Annotated in this window: 12 protein-coding genes; 6 read left to right on the top strand and 6 right to left on the bottom strand. The window is 60.1% G+C overall.

From position 1 onward, the window contains the following. Positions 1–136: 136 nt before the first annotated feature. A complete protein-coding gene (locus NCR37_RS19805; protein WP_250474535.1) occupies positions 137–1,015 on the bottom strand; it encodes a hypothetical protein in 879 nt (292 codons plus the stop codon). A 529-nt stretch (positions 1,016–1,544) separates the two neighbouring features. Beyond that, complete coding sequence (locus NCR37_RS28730; protein ID WP_502800566.1) at positions 1,545–1,745, bottom strand: hypothetical protein; 201 nt, start codon at positions 1,743–1,745, stop codon at positions 1,545–1,547. 176 nt (positions 1,746–1,921) lie between these two features. On the opposite strand from NCR37_RS28730, the gene NCR37_RS19795 reads away from it, so the two are divergent. From NCR37_RS19795 to NCR37_RS19780, 4 genes are read left to right on the top strand one after another with little or no spacing between them, the layout of a single operon-like run. Next, on the top strand, positions 1,922–3,106 hold the full coding sequence (locus tag NCR37_RS19795; RefSeq protein WP_250474715.1) for an efflux RND transporter periplasmic adaptor subunit: 1,185 nt from the start codon (positions 1,922–1,924) through the stop codon (positions 3,104–3,106). Position 3,107: 1 nt separating this feature from the next. Next, positions 3,108–3,800 carry an ABC transporter ATP-binding protein gene (locus tag NCR37_RS19790; RefSeq protein WP_250474534.1) on the top strand — a complete coding sequence of 231 codons (693 nt, stop codon included), beginning with the start codon at positions 3,108–3,110 and terminating at the stop codon, positions 3,798–3,800. A 3-nt stretch (positions 3,801–3,803) separates the two neighbouring features. Then, a complete protein-coding gene (locus NCR37_RS19785; RefSeq protein WP_250474533.1) occupies positions 3,804–4,958 on the top strand; it encodes an ABC transporter permease in 1,155 nt (384 codons plus the stop codon). 12 nt (positions 4,959–4,970) lie between these two features. Further along, positions 4,971–6,137, top strand: coding sequence for an ABC transporter permease (locus tag NCR37_RS19780; RefSeq protein WP_250474532.1), 1,167 nt, complete (start codon positions 4,971–4,973; stop codon positions 6,135–6,137). On the opposite strand, the gene NCR37_RS19775 is transcribed toward NCR37_RS19780, so the two are convergent. Beyond that, a complete protein-coding gene (locus NCR37_RS19775; protein ID WP_250474531.1) occupies positions 6,134–6,808 on the bottom strand; it encodes a DUF2278 family protein in 675 nt (224 codons plus the stop codon). The two genes, NCR37_RS19780 and NCR37_RS19775, sit on opposite strands and share 4 nt — an antisense overlap. 249 nt (positions 6,809–7,057) lie before the next feature. Here NCR37_RS19775 and NCR37_RS19770 point away from each other — a divergent pair, with 249 nt between their 5' ends. Then, the gene (locus NCR37_RS19770) at positions 7,058–9,388 is read left to right on the top strand and encodes a TonB-dependent receptor (protein ID WP_250474530.1); all 2,331 of its coding nucleotides are present in this window, start codon (positions 7,058–7,060) and stop codon (positions 9,386–9,388) included. Positions 9,389–9,473: 85 nt separating this feature from the next. After that, positions 9,474–9,761, top strand: a complete 288-nt coding sequence (locus tag NCR37_RS19765; protein WP_250474529.1) for a hypothetical protein — start codon at positions 9,474–9,476, stop codon at positions 9,759–9,761. Positions 9,762–9,781: 20 nt separating this feature from the next. Here the strand turns inward: NCR37_RS19765 and NCR37_RS19760 are convergent, their stop codons facing one another. The 3 genes from NCR37_RS19760 to NCR37_RS19750 are packed head-to-tail and all read right to left on the bottom strand — an operon-like array spanning position 9,782 to position 14,380. Further along, positions 9,782–12,259: a glycosyl hydrolase 2 galactose-binding domain-containing protein gene (locus NCR37_RS19760; protein ID WP_250474528.1), complete on the bottom strand. Its 2,478-nt coding sequence runs from the start codon at positions 12,257–12,259 to the stop codon at positions 9,782–9,784. Between the two features lie 58 nt (positions 12,260–12,317). Further along, positions 12,318–13,310 (bottom strand): DUF1839 family protein, encoded by a 993-nt coding sequence (locus NCR37_RS19755; RefSeq protein WP_250474527.1) that lies wholly within the window; start codon positions 13,308–13,310, stop codon positions 12,318–12,320. After that, positions 13,307–14,380, bottom strand: coding sequence for an amino acid--[acyl-carrier-protein] ligase (locus NCR37_RS19750; protein ID WP_250474526.1), 1,074 nt, complete (start codon positions 14,378–14,380; stop codon positions 13,307–13,309). Before NCR37_RS19750 ends, NCR37_RS19755 begins: the two co-directional genes overlap by 4 nt. Positions 14,381–14,382: the final 2 nt, after the last annotated feature.

Genomic DNA, 14,382 nt, shown 5'->3' with positions numbered 1-14,382 from the left:
GAACCTACGCGCTCGTATTCCTCGATTGTAGATGGGTGCCGGTGCGTTTCGACGTTGCTTCGGTGTTTTGCATGCACTTCGAGAAGTGAAGCTGACACCGCCGGCACTTGCAGAAGTTTTGTCCGCGGGCGGTCGCCTATTTGACGAGACGCAGACGCCTTGATATGACCGTGCCGTCGTTCCGGTCCACCAGCCAGAGCGCATCGATGCGGCCGTGCAATGTCGATGTCCTCCTCGTGATGTCCGTGGGTTCTTCGTCGGTCGGCTCGCTGTGTTCCGTTCGGTCCGAGAGATAAGGTGGTTCGAGCAAGCAGACGATGACGATCGCGAAATCATCACTGCCACGCGATGCGTCGAACGTCGGTACGACAGCCCGCCCCCGCACAGTAGTCTTGGCGCGCGCACCGGTTTCGAGCTGGATCGTGTCGATGGTTTGGACGAAGCCCTTCGCCTTGGCCTCTGGTGCGATCACCAACTTGCGTCCGCTTTGTCCGTGGACTTCGCGCTTCAGGAGGATGGCGTCCGGCCGATCAGGCGCGGCAAGCGATACATCGACCGACAGGAGCTTCTTCTTGGATTCAAAACGCACGCCGTAGGCAGCAGGAATAACGAATACAAAAGTTCTGTCGGGACGCGATGCGTCGTCGATCGACGGCTGGGCGCCACTCGGGCTCTTCGGCCGGTGCCCCGCCGCCACGAAGGGCCGCGACAGAAAGCTGCGAACACGACTGGTAATCGACGGGCTCGACGTTGCCGCTTGCTGTCCGGACGAGGTCGCCGCCGCCAACGCATCTCGCACATGCTCGGGATCGTCGCCGGCGAAATGAGGCGGCAGCGATTCGGCTGAAAGAATGCTGGCGGTGGTGGCGCTCGGGGCGCTCGCGGAAAGACCCGCGCTTGCACCGTTTCCTTGCGCTGCGCCGCGCGCTGCCTGCGCGTGCAAAGCGATCGACAGGCAGAGCGCCGTACCAGCGGCGCACGCCACGGTGTTGCGGCCTGATAGTGGGAAAAACACGTACCTACCCCTGGCAAACGTCGCCGAGTCACGGAGAAGCGGCTATCTTAAAATAAAAGCAGGGGAATCGGCCGAGCCGTTTGAATTTCGAACTTTGCATGCAATCGAGCAGAGTCGATCCGGCGTCTGCGCCCTCTACGGCGGATGGCAAGGCTTCCATTACGCTGCGAGTCGTTTGGTGGGGCGACTGCTGTTTAGCTTTTATTGCGGACGAGGGACGGTGCGGCGTCTGGGACCTTCTCCGGACCGACCGATATACCCCTGTAAGCCGGTGACTGATTGCAGTCCGGCCTCACGCGTCGGACAGCCGCATTCGCCTAGACGAAGTTAGTCATGACGCCGCTACACTGGCGCCAGCCCCGCCGCGCTCGATGAACGCGCACGACAGCGGCCGTCACTTGCGCAGTCGTCGCGTCACCGCCGAGATCGCGGGTGTGCAACGATCTGTCCGCCGTCGCGGCTTCGGATGCCGCCATCGCGGGCCGTGCCGCTTCGAATTCACGCAGACGATGGACCGGATAGCGCCGATTCATTCCGATGCCGAGCCGTGAATGCGCTCGAACATTGAACGAATACGCCGCTCGGGGTCGATGTTGCCGGTCAGCGCAATGCTCAGACCGCCACCAGCGCGGCGGCGAGATTGCTGTCCAACATCACAATGCCGCACCATGCGACGGAGAATGCAATCGCTTGCGCGTTGCATGCAGAATGCCACCAGATGTGCCTCCATTGCGAAGCCAGTGACAAGCCGCCAGCGCGAAGCGTAAGCACCTGTAAGCTCCGGCGCTATACTGAGCATCCCTTCACCGCAACACGCGCCGGACCGCTGCCTCAAGCAGCCATCTCGCTGGCACTCAACGGCGCTTACGTCAGAAATTGGCTGAACACGACTTAGAAAAATTAAGAATCGATCGGACGACAGGTCCGGGCGCCGTGGCGCCGCGGAGGCGGCGCAATTGGCTGCGATACGCGGGTGTCCTGGTGCTCGTTCTCGCGCTGATCGGCGCCGCTCTTCGGCTGGCTGGGCCCCATACCGTCGAGACGACCACCGTTACGTCCGTGTACCCATCGCAGAGCTATACCATTTTGAATGCAACCGGCTATGTGGTGCCGCAGCGGAAGGCGGCGGTTGCATCCAAGGCGCAAGGGCGGGTCGAATGGCTCGGCGTACTCGAGGGGACGCCGGTGAAGGAAGGGCAGGTCATTGCGCGGCTCGAGAGCGCGGATGTGGCCGCGGCGCTGGCCCAGGCGCAGGCACAAGTGAAAGTCGCTCAGGCGAATCTGCAGTTGCAGCGCGCCGAACTCGAAAACGCATCGGCTAATCTGAAGCGTTCACTCGTGCTCGCTCCGCACGGCGCAATTTCCGCTTCGCAATACGACGCCGACCGCTCCCGATTCGATAAGGCGAAAGCCTCGATCAACAGCGAGCAAGCGGCCATCCAATCTGCGCAGGCGAATGCGCGCGCGGCACAGGTCGCCGTCGATCAGACGGTGATCCGCGCACCGTTCGATGGTGTCGTAATCGAGAAACACGCTAACGTCGGCGACAACATTACGCCGTTCTCGTCAGCATCGGACAGCAAAGGCGCGGTCGTCACGATCGCAGACATGAAGACGCTGGAAGTCGAAGCCGATGTGGCGGAGTCGAACATCGGGCATATCGCCGTCGATCAGCCTTGCGAGATTCAACTCGACGCGTTGCCGGATACACGTTTTGCGGGCCGCGTATCGCGCATCGTGCCGACGGTCGATCGCTCCAAAGCCACCGTGCTCGTGAAGGTGCGTTTCGTCGAGCGCGATGAGCGCGTGCTTCCCGACATGAGCGCGAAAGTCGCCTTTCTCTCGAAGCCAGTGCCTGCGGCTCAGAAGAAAGCCCTCGTGGCCGTCCAACCGGCTGCTGTCGTCACGCGCGAGGGCAGAAACGTGGTGTATTTGGTCGACAACGACACAGTGCGCGAAGTGCCAGTGGCAACGGGCGAGCGCATTGGGGACCTGTTGGCCGTATCAGGCGTCAAGCCTGGCGATACGCTCGTGCTCGCGCCCGGCGACAAGATAAAGAACGGCACGAGCGTCACCGTGGCGAAGAAATAGCGTGACCACAGCGCCCCTGATTCAGATCAGCCACGTCGCGAAGTCGTACCGGCGCGGCGTGCAAACGGTACCCGTGCTGACCGACATAAGCCTGTCCATCACTGAGGGCGACTTTGTCGCGCTGATGGGGCCGTCAGGTTCGGGCAAGAGCACGTTGCTCAATCTCATTGCCGGCATCGACCGGCCGGATAGCGGCGGGTTGCGCGTCGGCGGACTTGACATTACTCGCTTGCCCGAGGCGGCGCTCGCGGAGTGGCGCGCATCGAATGTCGGCTTCATCTTTCAGTTCTATAACCTGATGCCGGTGCTCTCCGCCTTCGAGAACGTCGAGCTTCCGCTGATGCTCACGCGCCTCTCGCGCGGAGCGCGGCGAGAGCGTGTCGCGATGGTGCTCGACATGGTGAACATGAGCGAGCGCATGAGTCATTATCCGTCGGAGCTATCGGGCGGGCAGCAGCAACGTGTCGCGATCGCGCGTGCGGTAGTGACCGATCCAAAGTTGATCGTCGCTGACGAACCGACCGGCGACCTCGATCGCACGTCCGCGTCCGAAGTGCTGACCATGTTGCAGCGTCTGAACGATCGCCTCGGCAAGACCATCATCATGGTGACGCACGACGCGCATGCGGCAAATGCAGCGAGAAAGCTCGTGCATCTGGAGAAGGGTGAACTCATCGATGCCGAGGCGCGCTGACACATGTATGCGCTCAAGCTGATTCTTCGCAATGCGACGCGCCATCGATTACGTACCGCGTTGACCGTCCTCGGCTTGACCATCGCCGTGCTCGCGTATGGCCTGCTCTATACGGTCGTCGATGCGTGGTATGCCGGTGCGGCGGCTGCATCCAACGCGAGGCTCGTCACGCGCAATGCAATATCACTCGTATTCCCGCTGCCGCTCGCCTATGAGAACCGCATTCGCGGCGTCGAGGGCGTCACGATGGTTGCGCGTTCAAACTGGTTCGGCGGCATCTACCGGGACCCGAAGAATTTCTTTGCGCAGTTCGCCGTATCCGACAACTACCTCGACCTTTACCCGGAGTTAGTCATAACGCCGCAAGCGCGCGCCGACTACCGTCGCGATCGCAAAGGCTGTCTCATCGGACGTCAGCTTGCGACGCAATACGGCTTCAAAGTGGGCGATGTCATTCCTCTCAAGGGCACCATCTATCCGGGCACGTGGGACTTCGTGGTGCGGGGCATCATGGAAGGGCGCGACGAATCCACCATTACGCGGCAACTCGTCTTTCACTGGGAATATCTCAACGAAACGATTCGAAAGACCACGAAGCGCAACGTGGATCAAGTGGGCGTCTATGTCGTCGGCATCGACGATCCGGATAAAGGGGCGACGGTTTCCCGTAACATCGATGCGGTTTTCAAGAACTCGCTCGCGGAGACACTGACCGAAACGGAGCAGGCTTTCCAACTCGGCTTCGTTGCGATGTCGAATCAGATTATCTCGGCGATACGCGTAGTGTCCTATGTAGTCATCCTTATTATCCTGGCGGTGATGGCGAACGCCATGGCAATGAGTGCGCGCGAACGAACAGTCGAATATGCGACGCTCAAGGCGCTCGGGTTCGGACCCGCCTTTCTCTCGGCACTGGTGTTCGGCGAATCGCTTGCGATTTGTGCGATCGGCGGCGGCATCGGCATGCTCGCCACTCCGCCCGCTGCCGTGGTCTTTCAGCATGCAACCGGCGGCGTGTTCCCTATCTTCAAGGTGTCGCATGAAACCATGCTGTTGCAGGCCGCATGCGCATTCGTGATTGCGCTTTCCGCGGCGATCGTGCCGGCGGTGCAAGCTAGCCGCGTGCGTATCGTCGAAGGCCTTCGGGCGATTGGTTGAGGACGTACGGCGATGGCTATTCCTGTCACCTATGTCGCACGAAACTTATGGGCGCGTCGTCTCACGACGCTTCTGACCGCTAGCGGCCTTGCGCTCGTCGTGTTCGTTTTTGCCACCGTGCTAATGTTCGACGCGGGCTTGAAGAAAACGCTCGTCTCGACGGGAGAGCGCGATAACGTGGTGGTGATCCGCAAGGGCGCGGAGACGGAGATACAGAGTTCCGTCGATCGCGTGCAAGCGAACGTAATGGCAATGCATCCGTCAGTCGCAATGAATCGCGATGGTCAGCCTCTCGCTTCGAAGGAGACTGTCGTGCTGATCTCTCTCATCAAGCTCGGCGCCAATACGCCCGCCAACGTAGTGATACGCGGCGTTTCGCCAATGGGTGTCGAATTGCGCCCGCAGGTGAAGCTGTCGGCAGGGCGCATCTTCAGGCGTGGATCGTCGGAGATCATTGTCGGCAGCAATATCGCGAAGGGCTTCGCCGGTACGCGCATTGGCGATCACTTGCGCTTTGCGCAACGCGACTGGACGGTGGTCGGTCATTTCGATGCAGGCGGCAGCGGCTTCGACTCGGAGATATGGGGCGATGTCGACCAACTCATGCAGTCGTTTCGCCGAACGAGCTACTCTTTAATGGTCGTGCGCCTCGTTCGCAGCGACGCGCTCGAACGCTTCAGGACCGACATCGACACGGACCCGCGCCTCGCGGACGAAGCCAAGCGCGAGCAGGTTTTTTATGGCGATCAGTCGAAGGCTCTGTCGACGTTCATCAACATACTCGGCTTTACTCTCTCGATCATCTTCTCAATCGCAGCGATGATTGGGGCGATGATCACAATGTATGCGTCGGTCGCCAATCGCGTGGCCGAGATCGGGACCCTCCGGGCGCTCGGCTTCAAGCGATTGGACGTGCTGCTTGCGTTCTTGCTGGAGGCGCTGTTGCTCGGCCTAGTAGGCGGCATGGCAGGCTTATGCTGCGCTTCGTTAATGCAGTTCGCCTCCTTCTCCACAACGAACTTCCAGACCTTCTCCGACCTCTCGTTCCGTTTCATGCTCACGCCCACGGTTGTATTCCAGACTGTCGTCTTCTCGCTCGTCATGGGCATCGTAGGCGGCTTTCTGCCGGCGCTCCGGGCATCGCGCATGAATATCGTCGATGCGTTGAGAGCGCATTAAACAGGCTTCGAGGGATTACCGTTTTCGTCAGTCTCAGTCGCCTGCGTCGCGAAGCGTACAAAAAGGGCAAACGTCTCACCGCCTGCGAACCGGATAAAGAGCGCTCCGTCGCCGTTAATGCGGTTGTCGTCCGCAAATTTGCCTGAGTTGCCCTGCATCATATGAATGTCGTGCACGCCGCGGCCAAGCGAAAAGGCGAGCGGCTCGCGTGTCGCGTAGTCGTCGAACTTGTCACCAACAGCGAGCACCACCGCTTGTTTATCGCTCTTCGCGCGCTGTATCTGTCCGTCGAGAAGGGCGGACATTGTGCTGCCCTTACCATCTGCCGCGATGGGCTTCATCTGATCCAGCGGCAAGAGATTATCGCGCAGATAGTCGAGTCCCTCACCTTGCTTGCCTGTAGTGAGCGGGGTGAAACCGTGCGGTCCCGACATCCGTCCGGATATGCCGAGCTTCGTCTCGTTCGTGTATTGGTTGCTGCTGTAGGCGAGGACTTCGCTGCCTTCGACGGAGCGGATGTTGACCGCAATGCGATACGGAGTGCCCGCGGCATCGACAAGAATCTCGTAATGCGGCGAACTGCCGTTTGGGTTTTCTTTGCCATCGGTAATGCGTCCGACAAGGGCGCCGTACACATACTTCGATGTTGCGGGGCGGAAGCGTTCGGTCATTCCAGTCCTTGCGTTGTCGGTTGAGACAGCTCTACTCATGTTATCGCAGCCCAGCAAACCGGCCTACGACGATTCGTGTTGGCGGGCTGCTTTCGTCGACATGCGCACCGAGCCGTGCTGCCGCCTTCGGGAGGGATTCCCGGCGCGATCGGGAGAAAGTCCCGGCGCGCGCACCCTTCGTCATGCGACTCTTTCAAAGTAAGAACAGCTCACGTGTATCTTGACAAAATAATATGACAGGAGACGGCGATGAGGAGCAATTCCTGCACCCTTAGGCAGGCGCGTTCGCTTACTCTCCGCGCCGGATATAAGGTGGCGGTCGGCGGCGCACTGGCGAGCATGACGGCGGGGGCATGGGCGCAAGCGACGACCGCGCCCGACGCGGCGTCGACTGCGACCACGGAATTGCCGACCATCGTGGTCGTCGGTACGACGCCGCTGGTGGGCGTCGGCACTCCGCTGGAGAAGGTGCCTGCTAATGTCCAAACCATCAAGGGCAGTGAAATGCAAGCGCAGCATTCGTCCACCACCTCGACCATAGCGGATTACATGCAGAGAAACGTGACGAGCGTGGACACCAACGACGCACAAGGCAACGCGTCGCAGACTGACATTCTCTATCGCGGATTCACTGCTTCGCCTTTGCTGGGCACACCGCAGGGCTTGTCGGTCTTTCTCGACGGCGTGCGAGTGAATGAACCGTTCGGCGATGTGGTTAACTGGGATCTGATTCCGCAAGCGGCCATTCAGACGATGCAGATCATCCCGGGCTCGAACCCGACGTTCGGACTCAATACGCTCGGCGGTGCGGTGGCGGTCACGACGAAGAACGGCCGTAGTAACCCCGGGGGAAATGTCGATGTAAGCGGCGGACCGTGGGGAAGAAAAGCGGCGCAAACCGAACAGGGCGGTGTCATTGGCGATCACCTCGACTATTACTTCACGGCCAACATCACGAATGACAACGGCTGGGCCGCGCACAATGCGAGCCGCTTGCGTCAGGCATTCGGGAAACTGCGTTACACCGATGCGGATACCACCGTATCCATGTCGATCGGCGGCGCCGACAATACGCTCAACGGATCGCAAACCATCCCCAGGTCGTTTCTCGACAATTTTCGCCAGGCGTACACCTATCCCGACACGAACGAGAACCAACTCGGCTATATCACGATCAATGCCGAGCATTATCTCTCGCCCAACGTTGAACTGAGTGGAAACGTCTATTACCGGCACTATCGCAACAAAAACACTAGCAGCAACGTCAACGACGCCTATAACCCGGGAACGGCCGGCGGCGACAACGATGTCGACCTCGTACAGGCGACCAACCAGCAATCCGTCGTGCTGACCGACAGTTATGGCGCGAGCCTGCAACTTACGCTGCTAAACAAGCTATTCGGTAAAGACAATCAACTCGTTCTCGGGGCGGCAGGCGACTTCGCCAATACCCACTTCACGCAGGCGACACAGCCTGCGGAATTTACGGACACTCGCGCGACGCTTGGCATAGGCCCGTTCGTTTCCGGCACGAACGCGAGGACGCGCAACGAGAACTGGGGCATCTATTTCGAGAACACCTTTTCTTTCACTGAGCAATGGTCGTTGACGCTGGCGGGACGATACAACTGGTCGAAGGCGACTATCGGCGACGAAAGCGGCGTGCAGCCTTTGCTCGACGGAAATCACACGTTCTCGCGTTTCAACCCTGCTATTGGCTTCAACTGGAATCCGACGCCGTGGCTTACTGCGTACGCCACGTATAACGAAGGCATGCGCTCGCCCACTGCCATCGAACTCGCTTGCGCGGACCCGAATGCACCTTGCTCTCTACCGAATGACTTCATTGCAGACCCGGACCTCAGGCCTGTGATCTCGCGTACATTCGAAGTCGGTGCGCGCGGCCGCATCGGCAACGCGACGAGCTGGAGCGCTGCGGCATACAGCACGACTCTGTCCGATGATATCCAGTTCGTCAGCAGCCAAGGCGCATCGAGCACGCTCGGTTATTTTCAGAACGTGGGCAAGACGCGTCGTCAGGGCTTCGAGCTCGCAGGCCGGACGCAATGGGGGCCCCTGAGCGTCGGCGCGAGCTATAGCTATGTTGACGCGACCTATCGTTCGACGTGGGTCGAGCAGAGTCCCAGCAATTCGAGCGCCGACGGTAACGGCAACATTACCGTCCATTCGGGCGACCGCATTCCCGGAATTCCGGCTAATACCTTGAAGCTTCGTGTCGACTACTCTCCGGTCGCGCAATGGAATGTCGGTAGCAACCTGACTTACCGTAGCAATATTTTTTCGCGCGGGGACGAGAACAATCAGGACGTGAATGGCAGCGTCGCAGGCTACTTCTTGATAGACCTCGACACGACTTATAACGTGACCAAGCAGTTGCAGATCTACGCAACTGTCAGAAATCTTTTGAACAAGCGCTATGCGAGCTTTGCCATTCTTGGAGAGAACGCTTTTAATGGACCTAACCATACGTTCAGCGGAACCGATACGACGAATGAACAATTTCTGGGCGTAGGCGCGCCGCGTGGCGTTTGGGTCGGGCTTCGTTACGCTTGGAAGTAATGGGTAACGCGTTTGGTCGCTGCCTGATAGTGGCAGCCGCAGTGAGCCATGCTATTGTGAGGAGGTCCGAAAGTAACGAACCCGCATGCGCAGCCATCTGATCAATGGCCCAGCCAGATCGGCGCTCGATGCGCAGATCCTGAACTTCGTGTCGAAACACGCGACCTGCTTGCCGGGGCGCCGCGCGCGCATGCGAGTCGGAATCAAGAACGAATCAGGGGCGCTCTATCGGATCATTGCAGCGGAAGGCATCATCGAGATGATTCGCATCGACAAGTTCCTTCTGCGCATGGGGTGCACAGAGGAATTCACCGACGCGTTGGATGCGTTGTATCGCGTTCCTCGAAGCGTTCACCCAAAAGAAGCCCGGTAGAGCAACACAATGGCACCGCCTCACGCTGTGTACGACGCACCCGCAGTCCCGTTTAATGCGACGACTTCCCCTTCCGGCTTCATAGAAACGTCCGGGCGACGCGCGACGAGCGGAACCCGTCGCGTGCTTCCGGGCGCGAGATGAAACCAGTCGACTTCCGCATAATAGTTGGGATCATCGACATGTACCCAGCGCGCGAGCCGAGTGGTGCTGATGTTGAGGCACCATCTTGCAGCATGCTTCTCGACGGTCACGCTGAGGACAGGATCCCGGCGGTCTGCAACGCCGAGATCGGGAAAGTGAAAAGCCTCTGACAATACTTCACCTGTGGCAATGTCGCTTAGAACGACGTGAGTCGCATCGTGTGCGCGTGGGCCGAAGCGATAGGCGTAGGTCGTATCGAAGAACGCCCCCAGGAGACCGTTCGAGTTGATTCGTTCGACGCCGCGAGCGGGCAACGTGATCTCGCACGAACCGCCCGCCACTTTGACCGCGCCATCGCGCAGGCAACTCAGCGTCACACGGGCGCGAATGTCGTGCGCCGTTTCGTTCACGAGGTGGAGATCAAGCCCGTCGAGGCCTTCGTTGGTGACTAGAACTTGCACCGGCTGAAGCACGCGAGCGAGCCCATGCAGAGGACTCTTCGGAACGCCGTGGACATCGATGATTCCCCATCCCGCGCCCGGCCGCACGTCCAGAAGATTCCACACGATGCCACCGGCACAGGACGAGCCTTTGCGTCGCCATTCGCTAAAGACTGCGCCCATCACGTCGGCGACGACGGCGCGCGACAAGGTCAGATACCGCTCAGGGTCTTCGTACCGCAAACGCGCCACGTCGACGCCGTAGACGGTGCGCAGGTAGTGCTCACGCACGTCGTCGAAGTCCCAGGCGGCGCCAGGATCGCGCGGCACGCCGGCTTTCCAACGTGGCTCATGCGGTCGCGACGCGTTCGGCGCGAGTCGCAACGCGGCGCTATCGGGAACATTGGCGAAGGCGAGGCATTCGCTTGCGAAGCGCACGTCGGCACGGCGCACATCGTCGAAGGAACGCTGATATGCGCCAACGCCGTAGTAGTGCGTGATGCCGCCACGCGTGCCGAACGGCATCGACGACGTATCGCCGGCCGCGGCGCTCGGTGAGTTCACAACGTACGGCACGTCGTGACGCATAGCTGCGACGATCGAGGGCAATTGCTCCGTGAAGAGCCGTTGCTGATAGGCGTCGAACGGAAGCCCGAGCATGGCGGCCTGCTGATGCACTTCGCTTCCGCCGCATAGTACCGCAAGCGACGCAAAGCGCCGCGTGCGCGCGAGGAACTGCTCGGCTTCCTGCTGCACGGCGCGCTGGAAGCCCTCGTCGCTCGGGTAATCGAAATTGGCGAAAGCAAAGTCTTGCCAGACGAGAATGCCGTATTCGTCGGCAAGCTCGTAAAACGTGTCCGACTCATAGAGTGTGGTGCCGCTCACGCGAATGATATTCAGACCCGCGCGACGACATGCGTCGAAGATCGATGCAAGTTTCTCTCGCGATGCATCCAGTGCGACGATATCGGCGGATGTCCAGCACGCCCCGCGCGCGAAGATCGGCACACCATTGACGACCAGTCGGAACCCGGCATTATCTGGACCGCGGTCCACTTCGATTCTGCGAAAGCCGATCTCGCCCAAAGAGACGACCCCCGTCGATGCCCCGACGAGCTGCACGGCATAACGTGCAGGTTGTCCGTGTGTATGAGGCCACCATAAGCGCGCCTGTGGCACGCGCACGCGGCCGGTTACGGTGTGCGCATCCTTCCACACCAGCGTGGCCGACGCCTCGCCGCATTCCAGGCGCATATCATCCGGTGCTTGCGCGTGAAAGAAGCGCACCGTTACATCGACGACGCCATCGCCATCTTCTACACGCGACGCTAGATCGACGCGATCAATGGATTCAGGCGATTCGCCAATCAATTCCACGGGGCGCCAAGGTCCAACAGCTTGCACTGGCGGACACCATCCCGGCATATGGCCGAGCAGGGTCGTACGAATGTTGCGCAGCGTCGCGGGTTGCGCAAGCCTCGGACGCCAGCGAGCTCGCCCGCGTTTCGCTGCAAGTGCAGGCGTAATAGATCTGAAGCAAAAATGGAGCGTGGTCGTTCCCGTGAATTCGTAGTCGATGTCATTCGTGATGAACATCGAGTCCGACTCCAATAGCTTGCGGTCGCCGATCCAGACTTCGGCTATCGTGGCGAGTCCTTTGAATCGCACGCGTCGTTTTCCTTCCGCGTGCAGCGTCAGACGATACCAATGGTCCGAGAGCGCGAACGGTTGAGCGAGTGCTTCGTCGTTCACGCCTGCTGCGCGATGTGCGGAAGCAACCGTGCCCGGCACTTGCGCATCCAGCCACTTGATGCAGGCGTCGAGCGCCATGGGTGTCGCATATGCGCCGGCAGGCGTGCTGGCGCATTGCCACGCTGCGTCCAGGCGGCGAGGCGCGAGCGGGGAGCCATTCATATCACAACCTTCGGGGATGAATGAGAAGCCGGTGCCGCGTCGAGGCGCGGCACCGGTTCTAAAGAAGAAGCGAGGCGAGGGGCTCGATGACCTTCTCGTACGCCGCTTCGAGTGAGTCGAGGCAGTCGTTGCATGAGTCCGAACGCGAACGCATACGTGCCCGCGCAAGCCGGAACTGCATCACCATCGCTTCGCTGGCAATGGCCTGTGCGTTACTCCGAATGTCCTCTGGAACAGTCACGCCATTCGCACCCAGCCAGGTCAGATATTTCGACAGCAATTCGAAATTCGAACCTAGCTGACGCATGACGTTGAACGTGTACAGATGGTAATAGGCGACGTCGCGCTCGAGCAGTCTCTGCAAATGCTCGGGGAATTCCCTACGCCATTGCGTGATGGGATTCGCGCCCGGCCGATCTACGAGACGCAGCTTGAGTAGTTCGAGCGAACGCTGCACCAATGCTTGCCCCTCGAGCGGCGCCCTCGCGCGCTTGACGAATTCGACGTATGGAAATAGCGCAAGCACATCGCTTGCGAGATTCGGCATCAATCGAAAGACGCCGTCATAGTCTTCGCCCGATAGCGCGAAATAGCCTGCGTTATGGAAGTACGTGAGGCGTTTTGCTTGAGCGTCGATTGAGTCGATCGCGATGGTCGTCTTCGAGTGCGTCTGACGATAAGCGGTAGCCCGCGTATCGGGCAGATAGTGCGCGTCGACTTCGGCGACCACCACATGCCCGCGTTTCGTCTGCTCGCATACGTGTGCTTCGAGCGTATCGTAGATGGCGAGCTCTTGCGCTTGCAGGCCGTAAAGCCTGCCGATATCGTCGAGAGAGAACTTGGGAAACGTGAACTGGTCTCCCTCGAACGCTTGCGTCACCGTGAAGCCGAGCGCCGCATGCGGATCGCAGCCGAAGTGATGCAGCAGCTCGATCCACAAATCGACATAGCAATTGGTTTCGAGCCAGACGCGCTCGCCGCGATGCAATGCATGGCGGCTTGCTTCGTCGTCCGCGCCAGTCAACGCTTCTGCAGGCGAGCGCGCGTTCATGCCTCTTGACCCATCTTGGCAAGGCCCTTGGAGATGATCGGCGCTGCATCGCCCCAAAGCAACTCACGCACGGACGCAGGCCACGCCTTGACATCGAGACCGTGATGGCGGAACAGGGCCAGCGTCGTGCGCTCCATCCCGAAGCCCACGCATGCCGTATGCGCGACGGCGTCATCTGCCTGGCGAATGTGCCACAGCTCGCCGAAGTGTTCCATGTGATAGTTGAACGAGAGACATGCGGTCGGGCGGTCGGGCGTCGCGACCGGAACGAGCAGTTCGAACTTCAATTGCTGCGCGCGCTGGCTATCCGCAACGATCTTGCCGCCGCGCCCGAAGAAAGGATCGTTGGCGAGATCGATCTCGAACGGCAACTGCAAGAGTTCTACGAGCAGCGAGCCGCGTTCAATCCACTTCTGGCGGAATGCCATGACCTGTTCGGGACTGCCGACGCGAATATATTCGCGCATGCGGAACATCTGCATCCGGCCCGGATCGATGGACGGCTCGTGACGGAAGCAGTAGGAGAATGCGTCGAACGTTGCGCCGTCCTTCGCGAGGTTGCCGCGTTTGGCAACGAGCGGATAGATCGGGTAGCAGGCGGCCGGGGTGAGCACCAGGCGCGTGGGCTTCTGCTGGTCCATCCATTCGTCGGAGCGTTCTTCCTCTTCGCCGATATGAACGATCTTTTCAAGCGCTTCCAGCAGGCGATGATGCCCGCGATCGCTGCCCTGAAACGAATGAATCGTACCGGCGAGATTCGGAAAGCTCTTCAGATACTCACTATCTTCGAAGTCGCGCCGGCGCATGGCGGGCGGAAAACGCAGCACTTCTGCATGCTGGTCCGCGCCCAGCAACGTAATGGCCTGATTCAGGCGTTCGACGATATCTTCGAAAATCGCACTGCGGCCATAGAGTCCGTCTTCGCCAGTATCGATGAGAATGCCCGCCTCGATCAGGCGGTCCCGCAACGTGACGTCGGACTTGTCGTAGTGTGCTTGCGTCGCGTTCGATTGTGTTTGCGCGGTTGCTTCAGCCGGCACGAGCGCGGCTTGTTCCGTCGGCATGTTCATGG

Source organism: Caballeronia sp. GAFFF1, from assembly GCF_023630705.1.
Taxonomy (GTDB): domain Bacteria; phylum Pseudomonadota; class Gammaproteobacteria; order Burkholderiales; family Burkholderiaceae; genus Caballeronia.
The sequence above is the reverse complement of the archived record's forward strand: the minus strand, read 5'-3'. Positions and strand labels throughout refer to the sequence as shown.